Here is a 13,216-nt window from a genome sequence, read left to right as displayed (position 1 = left end):
CATCAATTCCGTACGTGAGGTTTTCCCTCATACGGCTTTCCGATGTTCTTCTTTCTTTGGCTTTACGTACTTTCCTTACTTTGCCAATTTCACAAGTGTATGTTGAGTCATTTTATTAACTTGACCAATCCCACTATGTTTATTGCGTTTATTTCTCTTCTTATTCCAAAACAGCGTTAACCTTTCGATTACATACCAATCAATTCTGTTGAGCCATTTCTTGGCGATTGGTGAGATGAGATAGTAATTCTTGAATCCCTGGAGCTTCCTATTCAGTCCCTTTATCAATTCAAGCATATCTAGGAAAAGCTTATTCCTTTTCCCGGTATATTCTTTAATTTTATATCTCATATTCTTCATTGCTTTCTTTGTCGGAATATGTGACATGGCATAGATTTTAGAGCCTCCCCTGTTCATTACAGGAAACTTTCTATGATGTAATCCCAGAAAGTCAAAACCATCTGAGTCACCCCATATATTGACCAATCTAGATTTCTCAGCACTTAGTGTAAGGTCAAGTTTGTACATAATACCTTTTATTACTTCTATGGTTTCAAGTGCTTGTTTCTTGGTTTTACACATTACCACGTAATCATCTGCATAGCGAATCAACTCTCCTAAATGAGAGAATTTCTTTATCCAAATGGAATCCAACACATTTAAATAGATGTTCGATAATAACGGCGAAATGACCCCACCTTGCGGCACGCCTGTGACGGAGTCACGGAAATGGCCATCTTCCATGATTCCAGCTTTAAGCCATCTGCGGATAAGACTTAAAACCCTTTTGTCACTAATTCTCATTTGAATAAGGTTCATGAGTTTATCTTGATTGATATTATCAAAATAACCTTTTATATCAACATCTACTACCCAATAGGATTTCTTGCTTGTCTTTCTTATCTTCGCTATTGCCTTGTGGGCACTTCTTTTTGGTCTAAAACCAAACGAGCATTCTTGGAAGTCCGCTTCGAAAATAGGTTCAATAACCATTTTCATTGCCATTTGTGCTATTCTATCTTTGATTGTTGGGATACCTAGCGGTCTTTGTTTCCCATCACTTTTAGGGATATATGTTCTTCTAACAGGTTTCGGTCGAAATCTTTTCTCTTTGAGTTCTAGATAAAGTTCATTCATAAACTTACTTTCACCGTATTCTAGGACAATCTTTTCAATCGTTTGTCCATCAATTCCGCCACTTCCCTTTTTACTCTTAACTCTACGCCATGCCTCTGCAAGTATGTCTGGTCGATATACTTTGTCATATAACGCATGAAATCGCCGTGTAGGATTTTCCTTGGCACAAAGATATAAAGTTTTCCAGAGTTCTCGAGCTTTTACATCGGTGTAGTTAGCTAGTTTTCCAGCATTCACTACTCTTACCTCCTTTAAACTTGTGAACAAAGTAGGGTATTGGCTTATGCCGTCCTTCCCTAGACAACGTTATGTTGTCGTTGTCATCATTGGTACTATGACCCCCTCCGACTCCCTCTCATCCATCCACCATTTCGTTTGCACTTATAGGTTTCTGCTTTACTTTCGTAAGAAAGTGACGAGGAGGGTATCCCAGTTCCGTTAACTACTTTACTAACATGTCGTTCCCCTTACCCCGAGAGATTCTTCGGTGCTGTATTTCCAAGTTCTCCACACCTTCCATGGTCTTCGCCTATTTTCACCAGTCTCGACTTCTCTTTGTCCTTATTTAAAGGTCTCTTTTTACGAGGCGGCAGGATTCACTTCATGTTACAACCTGTTAGCTTGCTCGCACTCTCTACGAGAGTTACTTTGTCACAGGGCTTCAACCTTAGGATTTCTCCACCAGTTGCCTGTCAGCTACTGAGCGTCTTGGCACTTACTCAGGTTGGACTCCCACCAACTAGCAATTAACGGCTTGCTGGGCACGCTAAAAAGAAAAACGCTCAGTCGAGCGTTTTTAAATTCTTTCCATCCATTCCTTTAAACTGTGGATTGCGTAGGTTGGCTGGCGATCATATCCTTTAAGTAGTTCTGGAGTAGTTACGCCTGTATGAACAAGTAATGTATCGATACCTGCATTCATTCCAGCTTTAATATCCGTATCATAATAATCGCCAATCATTAACGTATCTTCTTTTGCAATACCTAATTTCTTTTGAGCCTGCTCCATAATGACTTTCTCAGGTTTTCCTATAAAAATAGGTTGAACAGTAGTCGATACGGTAACCACCGAAGTTAGAGAACCATTTCCAGGTAAAAAACCTCTTTCAGTCGGAATGGAAATATCACCATTTGTTGAGATAAAAGTTGCTCCGTTACGGACAGCTAAACATGCTAGTGCAAATTTTTCATAAGTTACCGAGCGGTCTATCCCAACCACAACAAAGTCTGGATTTTCTTCTTGAATGATAAAGCCCTTATCCTGTAAGGCCATTCGAATTCCTTCTTCACCAATCACATATACAGTATTCCCTTTCTTTAGGTCATACATATAATTGGCCGTTGCTTGACTAGTTGTGAAAACTTGATCTTCCGTACAAGCAATGTCAAAATCTCGAAGCTTTGCTGCTACCTGAGCAGGTGTTCTTGATGAATTATTTGTAACAAATAAATATGGAATTTGTTTCTCATTTAGAGCATTAACAAAATCACATGCTTCGTTAATACGCTCAGTTCCTAGGTACATTGTTCCATCTAAATCAATTAAGTAACCTTTATATCTTTTCACTATTCTTATCACCTTTTTAGTAGATGTTCAAAAGATCTGATGAATAGGACACATCGACAAAGAACTCAACCAATTTCCAACTCATCTGATTGTTGTAAATTGAGTTTGTCTGGAGTGATTTACTCTCACTCGTACGGCTCACCGCCTAAAATGTTCGACGCGTTGGAAAAACACATCTCTACACTGTGAAACACGGTTACGTTCTTATCGACGCGGTCTCTTCATCCTTCTAAATTGAACACACGTTTTTTAGTTTTTAAATGCTGAGACAGGTCCTAATTCATTTTCCAAATAGGTTCGTACCGCTTGTGGAAAAATGGCTAGGCTGTCTTTATTCTTATGCAAATTCGAAATTAATTCATCATGGTTAATTTCAAGGTAATCTTGAACAATCACTTTTCGAAAGCGAATTATTTCTTTTAAATCATTTGCAACCGCTGTTGAAACCACTTTTTCATCCTCTAAAATATCAATGATATCTTCGTAGCTCCCTGGGTCGCGCATAATGAATCCATCAATCATTGAATTTCCCACATCTAAAATAGCCTCAATTAATAAATGGGATATTCGCTCTAACGCTTTCATTTCAATTGAGCTTGTCCATTTTGCATCCACTTCTACTAATCCTAGCATTTCTTCGTAAAAAAGAAGGGTCTTTTCAATCTTTTCTCGGTCTACAAAATACACAGTATCACCTTCTAGTTATTATCGTCATCCATCACTATTTTACCATAAAGTAAAACATACAGCAGTAGGATTACATTCGTTAAGTGAAACGATAGCTCCCTAGATGTTTTAGTGGATGAGACCTTATTAGGAATTTTTCTTATTCCAGCTAATTTTTACTGTATCGTGCATGAATTCGTTTCCTAAATAAAAAACCTTTGATATGATTGATGTACAATTGTTATAACAAAGGGGAGTCCTATATGACTGAACGTTTTTACTTATATGATGATACGGTTGATACTCAAACACGCTTTGTAAGCTTTATGGGAGAACATCAACGTTATGATTTAGCGATTCTTAAATCTGATCGCTATTATGGCAAGCATATCGTCTTAAATATCTTGAGTAACCGTTTTGCTATTATTGGCAGAGATGACCTTGATGAACCTGGATATATTGAACATGCTTATCAATTGAACGAAGATGAAGCAGAAGAATTACGTGCTTTTCTGTATGAAATTGTCTGACATGAACCAGTAAATGATTGAAAATACTAGTAGTAAGAAGCGAGGTGTTTTCAATTGGCGGATAAAGAAAAAGATAAAGAAGAAATAAAGTATACCGATTTTTCAAATGTGGAGACGATGAGGAACTTTCTTACCTTTGAGGAGTATCCAGAAGGGCCTTATGGTACTGAACGAGGAAAGGATACACCTGTAGAGAACAAGAGCACCCCTTGGAAAGATGGACAGCGAACGTATAGTAACTTTAACTATGAGTTCAAATCACTACATCAGGACCTACCGAGACAATTCCCTGGTGCTCACCCTACACACGATGATAAGGAAGAAAATGCCGAACCTCCTTATGATTAAGACATATCAAAAAGTACAGGACGTTAGCCTGTACTTTCAGACTATTGACAAACGCGCGTATACTTCGTTTCTAGCCTCACTCGTCCGTTCATGAAGACAACTTCTATTCGCGTCTTCGATCAGTGAGCGCGACTTGTCTGACCAGCGTTTTCAAGACAGTCTGGGAAAGTGAATCCTACTAGTGTTTCCTATAAAAATGAGTGTAGACAAAGTCAAGTTTTTGACTTTGTCTACACTCTGAAAGTACAGGACGTTAGCCTGTACTTATTTTTTTACTTTTTTTAAAACAAAATAAGCACAACCGAAGTTACAATATTCGTATAAATATTCGGAAAGAGTACTAATTTTTGTATCGAAAGACGCTTTTTGGTTTTTATCATCAAAAAAACCTTTTAGACGTAACTGCTCATATCCCCAGTCACCGACAATATAATCATATTTCGCAAGGATGTCACTATATCTCGCACGAAAGGCCTCTTCATTAAATCCACCTTTAAGTTCATCAACAAGTTCATATGTACTATTGTTAATGGTAATCACTTTTACTTCACACCCCTTATTATATAACCATTATAGCCAATCAACCCATCAATTACTATGCGAATTTTTTTATAAAATGGTCAACCTACAAATGAGGAGGTGTAGAGCTTGAAAAAATACACGATCATTTCAGGTTTATTAGCATTAAGCGCATTAACTGCATGTGGAGCTTCAGATGACAATGCTGGAGTTTATCATGAGAGTGGAAATAAGATATATCGTGTCGACCAAAATGAGCTTTACAATGCAAGAGGGGTTAAGAATGATGGAAAAGAAATGACGAACTTTGGCTATGTTCGTCACCAAAAGAACCCAGTCCCTGGAGATGCGAGTGTTTATAATACAATGCCAACAATGGATCGAGAAAGTGTTGCGGATTTAATCAGTAAAATCTGTACCACCATTCCAAATGTAAATGACGTTGGTACTCTTGTTACCGATGAAGAAGTCCTGGTAGCATACGAAACGGATGCGAAGGACCGTGTCCTCGTTGCCGATCAGGTTAAACGAGCAGCCCTTTCTGTTGTTCCAAGGTTTTATCATGTGTATGTTTCAGACGATCCAACTATGATGGATCAAATTGAACGATTTGGCAGACTCGACTCTGATAGCCGTAATATTGATCAAATCATTACATCTACGATAAAACAAATGATCAAATCTCCTCAAGGATACAAAGTAAGTGATGGGGAAAATGAAAACGGAGAAATGGAAGGTGGGCCTAACCCTGAGTATGAACGCAGGGCAAAGGATCACCAAGACTTTCTTGAAAACCCAAGCGTTCAAAGTGATGATGAATTTGAACACGAACACGATACTCCTGGCATTAAACAAAAAAGGGAATTTGGAAAAGATCTCTTAAACAAAGGTACCAACTAAGACGGAAAGGATGAAGGACATTTCTTGCTAAGTAATCGGGAGAAATGTTCTTCACTTCCTTTCCTGTTTGGATCTTGAAGGCTAAAAGTCCTTAACAGATTTTTATCCAATTGAGATGATCCATAGAAGTTTTTCTCCAAACAAAAAAGGGGTTCTCCCCTTTTTATGCTTGTTTTACTTGTTGATTTGCTTTTGCTGCATTTACTTGTTCATCTGCATGATAAGAAGAACGTACCAGTGGGCCAGATTCACAATGGCTGAACCCCTTGCTTAAAGCAATCTCTTTTAATTCTGCAAATTCATCTGGATGATAGTATTTTTCAACCTTTAAGTGCTTTTTCGTTGGTTGTAAGTACTGCCCAATTGTTAAAATATCCACATTATTCGCACGAAGGTCATCCATTGTTTCGATGATATCTTCTTTCGTTTCACCAAGTCCAATCATGATACTTGATTTTGTTGGGATATCTGGATTTATTTCTTTTGCACGACGTAAAAATTCAAGTGAGCGCTCATATTTTGCACGCGCACGAACGCGGTCAGAAAGTCGGCGAACTGTTTCAATATTGTGATTCATAATATCGGGTTTTGCATCCATTAACGTTTTTAAATTTTCGTAAACTCCACCCATATCTGAAGGTAAAACTTCAACTGATGTAAATGGACTTTTTCTTCGAATCGCACGAACGGTTTCAGCAAATACTGCTGCTCCCCCATCTTTCAAGTCATCACGCGCAACCATTGTAATCACAGCATGCTTCAATCCCATCATTGCGACAGAATCTGCTACGCGCTCTGGTTCTGCCCAATCCAATTCATTTGGAAGCCCAGTCTTAACCGCACAAAAGCGACAAGCACGGGTACACGTATCACCAAGAATCATAAATGTAGCCGTCTTACGTACAGCCCAACATTCATGAATATTGGGGCATTTCGCTTCCTCACATACAGTATGTAGTTGCTTTTCCCTCATCATTTTCTTTAAGCCTGTATAGCTTTCATTTGTATTCAATTTTATTTTTAGCCATTCGGGTTTTCTAAGATATTCTTGTTTTTTTGACATACATTATCACTCCAATGCAAAGGCTAACACTATTATACTCATAACATAGGTAAGAATCCAAGTATTCGATTATTAGAAAAATTCTAGGTTTCCAACAATTAGTGATTATGAAAACTCGACGATATAGCAAACTAACTTGGAAGAGTCTTTTATAAAACCTAATTTAACTCCTATACAATACGTAACAATATGAATAGATCAAGATCCTGTCTAATCTAAAGAAAGGAGACTTTTGAGCTGTGAAAAGAACCCTTGGAATAGTAGTTGTTATATGTTTACTTTTAACGGGTACCCCTACAATGGCAAGTGAAAATACAAAAAAAGAGCAACAAAATATCTTTCAAGAACGAATGAACCTCTATACAAAAATGGAAACAGTAACCCAGATCCCATGGTATTACTATGCAGCAATCGACCAATATGAAAGAAGCATTCGTCGTGCTCGCAAGGACATTCCTAGGGAAACGGGTCTAATCGGAATCTATATCAAACCTGAAGTTTGGGCGGGAGCATTAAATCCGAATCCAAATGACTCCAATCCTTATAGCATTCAGCTTTTTGGAGGCATTGGACTGGATGGAAACGGGGACGGTGTTGCTGATCAAACGAATGATGAAGACATCCTGATGACGATTGCCGAACAAGTTCTAGCCTATGGAAACGACCCTGATAATTTTAAAATTGGTTTATGGGATTATTACAAACGAGACAAGTCAGTCTCGCTCATTATGGGAATCGCCAAAATATATTCAACATACGGCACACTCGATTTAGATAAACATGCGTTTCCAGTCCCGCTTGGCTATAATCACAGTTATAAAAATACGTGGGGAGATGCGCGTGGCTGGGGTGGCCGAAGAATGCATGAAGGTACGGATATTTTTGCAAGCTATGGAACACCAGTAAGAGCAACTTCATATGGAATTGTTGAAATGAAGGGTTGGAACCGATTTGGTGGCTGGCGAATTGGCATTCGAGATATCAATAACACATATCACTACTACGCACATTTAAATGGGTTTGCTAAAGATATTGCAATTGGACAGGTTGTTGAACCTGGTACCATCATTGGTTCAGTCGGCAGCTCAGGATATGGCCCACCGGGAACAGCAGGAAAATTCCCTCCACATCTTCATTACGGGATGTACAAAGATAATGGATATACGGAATGGTCTTTTGACCCCTATCCACATTTACGCGCCTGGGAAAGAGAAGAACGTAAATCTAGAAAGCGCTAGAAATAACAAAGGCTGTGGTATTAATCACCACAGCCTTTGTTCCGTACTATATATTGACCCACTTTTTATATCCTATGTCCTACTTTGTTTGTTTAGATTTACTAATGGCGTTCGTAATACTTGCCGCCAATCCTCCCCAGATAATTATAATTCCGATAATCATCATAACGATTGCACTAGTACCCATTATTGTGATACCCCCTTACCAGATTTCACTTCAACACGGGCAGTATTCCACTTTTTAACTGTGAATAGTGTTCCAATTAAAATCGCACCGATTGCAACTGACCATCCCCAGGTAAATAAAAACTCTCTTGGATATCCTTCATACTCAGCTGTAAGGTTTTGACGAAGATTATCGAACATCATATAACCTAAAACGACAGGTGTAATAACTCCCAAACTAATTCTCCACCACGCACCTAATTTAATATCTGAAACCCCATCAGCATGGCTTTGAAGGTTTTTAAGCTCTTTTGCAAACCAAGCAATTGCAACAACCTCAAATAATCCTGCTAAAGCAACACCGAAGTTGTTAATGAAATAATCAGCGGCATCTAAGAAAAATAGTCCACCTTGTGTAGCAAATGCTAAGGATAATAAAGCTGCTAATCCACCACCGTATGCAACTGATTTAGTACGTGAAATGTTAAACTTCTCTTGTACCCCTGCAACAAATGTTTCTACAATTGAAATCAAGGACGTTAATCCAGCTAATACAAGTGATCCAAAGAACAAGAAACCAAAAAATCCATTGAATGCTGGAAGTTCATTAATAATTTGTGGGAATACAACGAAAGCCAACCCGACTCCAGCTGAAACAACTTCATCTACACCTACGCCCTGTGAAGCAGCCATGAATCCTAAAATACTAAATACCCCGATACCAGCCAATAATTCAAAACTTGAATTCGCAAATCCTGTTATAAATGCATTATTTGTAATATCTGATTTTTTCGGCAAGTAACTTGAATACGTTATCATAATAGCGAAAGCAATTGATAAGCTAAAGAATATTTGTCCATAAGCCGCTACCCAAACCTTACCATCTGCAATTTTAGACCAATCCGGTGTAAAGAATGCATGTAAGCCCTCAGCAGCACCATCTAAGGTAACAGCACGTATAACAATAATTAAAAATAAGACCAATAATGTAGGAATCATAATTCTGTTTGCAAGTTCGATTCCTCTTTTCACACCTGCGAATAAAACACCTAATGCAACTACCCAAACAATTACCAGTGGAATGAACACCCCAGGCACAATGCTACCAAATTGGCCTATCTCGCCTCCTGCTAAATCGATTCGATTTAAGTACTCACCCATAAGGAAGCCACCAGTATCATCTCCCCATTTTTGACCAAAAGAAAAGACAGAATACGACATAGCCCAAGCAACAATGACTGCATAATATGTTGCGATAACAAATGAAATCGCCACCTGCCACCAGCCGATCCACTCTTTCCCTTTACTGATTTTTGAGAGAGAAAGAGGGGCAGAACCGCGATATTTGTGCCCAATAGTAAACTCCATAATTAATAATGGAATTCCGGCAGTCAGTAAGGCAAATAAATATGGAAGAAAGAATGCACCGCCGCCATTTTCATACGCAACCGCTGGAAATCTCCAAATGTTTCCTAACCCGACCGCCGAACCAACTGCAGCTAAAATGAATCCTAGTCGCGTCCCCCACTGTGGACGATTATCCATAAATAAACCTCCCCTTTTCCACTTTAGCCCGTTACCGTAATAGTCATTTAGTACTAAGGCTATGTTGGAAATTTTTATATTTTCAGATTATTTATTATAATCTATTTATTAGTATAGCCAGTCTAGAACCTTATGTCAAAAGTTATTTTCTAATTCAAATTACAATATAAAAAAGTGAGGCTATGGTTCTATTTCCCATGCCTCACACGTATTAATTTAGATTTACTTGTAAAATAGGATAACAATTTTAAACTTTTTGCTTATTTTTCATGATGAAAACAAACAAAATAAATAATGCTAAAGCAGTAAACAATCCAAATAATGTATTGCCCGTTAGACCTAGCACAACATAGCCAATACCAGCAATAACTGCAGATGAAATTGCATATGGAAGCTGTGTCATCACGTGATCGATATGATGGCTCCCCGCACCTGTAGACGATAAGATTGTTGTATCCGATATTGGTGAACAGTGGTCACCAAAGACTGCACCAGCTAGTACTGCCGCTAAGGCTGGAAGTAATAACTGAATATCTGCAGCAGCCGCAATGTCCCCAGCAATTGGAAGCATCATCCCAAACGTGCCCCAAGACGTTCCTGTCGCAAAAGCCATGAAGCCTGCTACAACAAATAAAATCACAGGTAAATAGGCAGTATTTAAGTTAGAGTTTTCGACAAGACCCGCTAGATATTTTCCTGTTTCAATCTGTCCAATTAAATCAACTATTACCCAAGCAAAAATAAGTATATAAACAGCTGGAAGCATCGATTTAATACCTTCGATTATCCCTTTAGGAAGAAGTCCAATAGATAACGTATTTTTCGAATAGACTTGAACAAAGAACAAAATAAGTGTAACAATAATACCCAAAGTTCCACCGTTTAAGAGCGACCTAGTTACATCCGTATTTTCAAAAATGGTAAAAATCGTTACCTTGCCTTCAGAAGCTTTATAACCTGTCCAAATGAGAGAGCCCACAGTACCAACAACTAGCGCTACAATTGGCCACACTAAGTCACCAACAGTACCTTTTTCACTTTGAGGTAATTCTTGCTTTAATTCTCCCAGAACTGGTTTTTCTGGATCTGTAAGTTCTCCTGTTTCGATTGCACGATTTTCGTGAGTTTTCATACTACCGAGATTAATATTGAAAATAGCAACAGCAATCACCATTAAAATAGAAATCATTACATATAAATTCATTGGTATCATCTGTATAAATGCAGATAATGGTGAATACTCCGTTAAACCATGTGTTGCTAAAATAGGAGCCAAAATTGCAATAATATATGCACCCCAACTTGAAATTGGAGATACAACACAAATTGGCGCAGATGTTGAGTCAATGATATATGCAAGTTTTGCACGAGATACTTTATTGCGGTCTGTAATTGGCTTGCTAACCTGGCCGACTGCCAAAGCATTAAAGTAGTCATCAATGAAAATCAGGATTCCTAAAACAGCTGCTAGTAACTGTGAGCCCGTTCTTGTTTTAACTTTTGTTTGTGCCCAAGCTCCAAAGGCCCGACTACCACCTGTAATTGATATAAAGGCTGTAATAATTCCTAATATAAATAGAAATAAAATGATATATACATTCCAAGAGTTTAATGCGCCGTCAGACACAAATACGGATTTTATACTTGTCCAAATGGTGAGAAAGATGTCTTGTAGCCAAGTTTCTACTCCCTCTTCCTTTAGGACATTTCCATGTAATACAAATGCAGCGGAAACAATACCTATTCCCAAAGACAGTAAAACTCGACGTGTTAAAACAACCATAAGTAAAGCAATAATGGGTGGGATAATTGAATAAATGGTTCCAGACATGACGTGTTCCTCCAAAATAAAATTTTATGGAGGGCAGGAGAAGTGAAGAAGATACTCATTTTCGCGAAAAAAAAAGAGTAAATGATAGAAAATAACTATCATTACTCTTAGTAATGTTATGTTATCCTCCATCACGATCAGTAGCCCTCCATTATAGATATCTTTCTATAATGACAGTGTTACCTATTTTCAAGGCAACCCCAACAAAAATAACGTTGACGCGTTTGTTTTTGCTTCGGCGAAATATCCTTTCAACTATGATCATTGTTGTCATCCTCACATAGCCTACTCTTATTTTCCGCACCTCTACCCCATCGATCCGATAAGGTGATATATGAAGTTTTTTAGTCCTACTGTAGTATAGCGTATATCTTTCTATTAATCAACTATACCAATATAGTAATTAATGTTAATTTGGAGGAAACTCAATAGATGGTGATGTTTCACCACCATTGTTATAAAATTGCGGAACTTCATGCATAATATTTTGATTGATGATAGGTATGATAGTTTCTATTTCTACTTCACTTGTTTTAAAAGGTAAAATAACTTGCATTGTTACTGTTGCCAACACATTATACTGGAACCACCCATTATTAATACCCCACTCATCAATTCTTCCTTGTGGTGTTGTTTTTCCAAATCCAATCATATGAAAGTAAATTGGTATTTCTGGACCTAAATTTCCTAAGATTGCGTTGTTTGTTGCTTCTCCAAGTGGAACTCTAAATACAAATCCTGTTTGTCCAGTTCTCTCATCGGTTTCAATTTCTAAATCTGGGTACTCTAGTTGGTTTAGTTCCCCTTCATTTACATGCTTTAAATATCTTTCTATATTTCCAAGTGTTTTTGTTGCCATTTGATTAACGACTTGTGTGTTATAGCTAATTACTTTTCCGTTATCATCAGTCTGAAAAATGCTTAATTCCTCTTGGTTCAATTCATCATCATTTATTTGTTGGTTAATTGCATTTTTTATTACAGTTGCAGCCATTTTCTTTGTTTCATTTTCTGCATATGCCATGAGTGCGGGTTCTATCGCTTTGTTCACAATATATACCCCGATTACAGTTGAAAGGATAAAAAAAACAATTGTTAATAAAAAAACGTATCGAAAAGGCAAGGGCCCTCTCCTTCTAAGCTGTAGGCGACCTCTATATTTTGCCAAACGAAAATCCCCCCTCACAAGCTATTTGTATGCAAGTAAGGTGGGATGTACGATAACTTTTTAAATGCATCAATAATCTTCAATTTATAGTGAAAAGCATTTCAGTTGTTCTTGTCATAAGATAGTTTTAAACCATTTTTAATAAGGCGTCCTTGCCTTTCATACCAACTGTGATGCCTCGTTTTTCCGCTTCAAACGTAATTGATTCAAGAGGGGCATCCAGTAATTGCTCGATTGTTCGAACACCAACTGCCCTACCAGCAATGATACCTCGCTCTTTGAGCTTATCATTTAACAGTGCAACGTCGAGTGCTCCACACATAATATAGCCATTTTCATTTGTTACTGCCATAAAATTTGTCTTAGGAAGTTTAACGGTAATGGCTGTAAATTGATGATTATCAATTACGATTGGTGTCATTGAGACCATTCCTAGCACACTCCTTTCCTTACTAATTTATGTATTGGAAAAGGGATATGTGTTAGAATTGGGTGCTGTCAAAGCCCTATATTTGGCTACTACCTTAGGTTCTAGCTCC

The 13,216-nt window shown here is 37.9% G+C and carries 14 protein-coding genes and 1 riboswitch; of the genes, 4 read left to right on the top strand and 10 right to left on the bottom strand.

The window, feature by feature from the left end:
• Positions 1–75: 75 nt before the first annotated feature.
• The 3 genes from ltrA to ACWPVE_RS13345 all read right to left on the bottom strand — a co-directional run bounded on the left by ltrA (position 76) and on the right by ACWPVE_RS13345 (position 3,391).
• Positions 76–1,374 carry a group II intron reverse transcriptase/maturase gene (gene ltrA, locus ACWPVE_RS13355; protein ID WP_453994101.1) on the bottom strand — a complete coding sequence of 433 codons (1,299 nt, stop codon included), beginning with the start codon at positions 1,372–1,374 and terminating at the stop codon, positions 76–78.
• A 559-nt stretch (positions 1,375–1,933) separates the two neighbouring features.
• Positions 1,934–2,704 carry a TIGR01457 family HAD-type hydrolase gene (locus ACWPVE_RS13350; RefSeq protein WP_453994100.1) on the bottom strand — a complete coding sequence of 257 codons (771 nt, stop codon included), beginning with the start codon at positions 2,702–2,704 and terminating at the stop codon, positions 1,934–1,936.
• A 249-nt stretch (positions 2,705–2,953) separates the two neighbouring features.
• A complete protein-coding gene (locus tag ACWPVE_RS13345; RefSeq protein WP_453994098.1) occupies positions 2,954–3,391 on the bottom strand; it encodes a DUF86 domain-containing protein in 438 nt (145 codons plus the stop codon).
• 242 nt (positions 3,392–3,633) lie between these two features.
• Here ACWPVE_RS13345 and ACWPVE_RS13340 point away from each other — a divergent pair, with 242 nt between their 5' ends.
• Together ACWPVE_RS13340 and ACWPVE_RS13335 are read left to right on the top strand one after the other, a co-directional pair.
• On the top strand, positions 3,634–3,900 hold the full coding sequence (locus tag ACWPVE_RS13340) for a DUF3055 domain-containing protein (protein ID WP_453994096.1): 267 nt from the start codon (positions 3,634–3,636) through the stop codon (positions 3,898–3,900).
• Between the two features lie 117 nt (positions 3,901–4,017).
• The gene (locus ACWPVE_RS13335) at positions 4,018–4,248 is read left to right on the top strand and encodes a cytosolic protein (RefSeq protein WP_453997530.1); all 231 of its coding nucleotides are present in this window, start codon (positions 4,018–4,020) and stop codon (positions 4,246–4,248) included.
• Positions 4,249–4,512: 264 nt separating this feature from the next.
• Here the strand turns inward: ACWPVE_RS13335 and ACWPVE_RS13330 are convergent, their stop codons facing one another.
• On the bottom strand, positions 4,513–4,788 hold the full coding sequence (locus ACWPVE_RS13330; protein ID WP_453994094.1) for a YutD family protein: 276 nt from the start codon (positions 4,786–4,788) through the stop codon (positions 4,513–4,515).
• A gap of 108 nt (positions 4,789–4,896) precedes the next feature.
• On the opposite strand from ACWPVE_RS13330, the gene ACWPVE_RS13325 reads away from it, so the two are divergent.
• The gene (locus ACWPVE_RS13325; protein WP_453994092.1) at positions 4,897–5,667 is read left to right on the top strand and encodes a YhcN/YlaJ family sporulation lipoprotein; all 771 of its coding nucleotides are present in this window, start codon (positions 4,897–4,899) and stop codon (positions 5,665–5,667) included.
• Between the two features lie 163 nt (positions 5,668–5,830).
• Here the strand turns inward: ACWPVE_RS13325 and lipA are convergent, their stop codons facing one another.
• Positions 5,831–6,730: a lipoyl synthase gene (gene lipA, locus ACWPVE_RS13320; RefSeq protein ID WP_453994090.1), complete on the bottom strand. Its 900-nt coding sequence runs from the start codon at positions 6,728–6,730 to the stop codon at positions 5,831–5,833.
• Positions 6,731–7,029: 299 nt separating this feature from the next.
• On the opposite strand from lipA, the gene ACWPVE_RS13315 reads away from it, so the two are divergent.
• A complete protein-coding gene (locus ACWPVE_RS13315; RefSeq protein WP_453997528.1) occupies positions 7,030–7,968 on the top strand; it encodes a M23 family metallopeptidase in 939 nt (312 codons plus the stop codon).
• A gap of 79 nt (positions 7,969–8,047) precedes the next feature.
• On the opposite strand, the gene ACWPVE_RS13310 is transcribed toward ACWPVE_RS13315, so the two are convergent.
• From ACWPVE_RS13310 to ACWPVE_RS13290, 5 genes are all read right to left on the bottom strand, one after another.
• Positions 8,048–8,155, bottom strand: coding sequence for a methionine/alanine import family NSS transporter small subunit (locus ACWPVE_RS13310; RefSeq protein WP_453994088.1), 108 nt, complete (start codon positions 8,153–8,155; stop codon positions 8,048–8,050).
• Entirely contained in the window at positions 8,155–9,678 is a 1,524-nt protein-coding gene (locus ACWPVE_RS13305) for a sodium-dependent transporter (protein ID WP_453994086.1), read from the bottom strand. Before ACWPVE_RS13305 ends, ACWPVE_RS13310 begins: the two co-directional genes overlap by 1 nt.
• 247 nt (positions 9,679–9,925) lie before the next feature.
• Complete coding sequence (locus ACWPVE_RS13300; RefSeq protein WP_453994084.1) at positions 9,926–11,509, bottom strand: Na+/H+ antiporter NhaC family protein; 1,584 nt, start codon at positions 11,507–11,509, stop codon at positions 9,926–9,928.
• Positions 11,510–11,642: 133 nt separating this feature from the next.
• Positions 11,643–11,826, bottom strand: a riboswitch (Lysine riboswitch).
• Positions 11,827–11,918: 92 nt separating this feature from the next.
• Positions 11,919–12,632, bottom strand: coding sequence for a sporulation protein YunB (gene yunB, locus ACWPVE_RS13295; protein WP_453994082.1), 714 nt, complete (start codon positions 12,630–12,632; stop codon positions 11,919–11,921).
• A 172-nt stretch (positions 12,633–12,804) separates the two neighbouring features.
• Entirely contained in the window at positions 12,805–13,107 is a 303-nt protein-coding gene (locus tag ACWPVE_RS13290) for a YunC family protein (RefSeq protein ID WP_453994080.1), read from the bottom strand.
• Positions 13,108–13,216: the final 109 nt, after the last annotated feature.

Source organism: Bacillus nitroreducens, from assembly GCF_964021195.1.
Note: the sequence above shows the minus strand (reverse complement) of the source record. Positions and strands in the feature narration are given on the sequence as shown.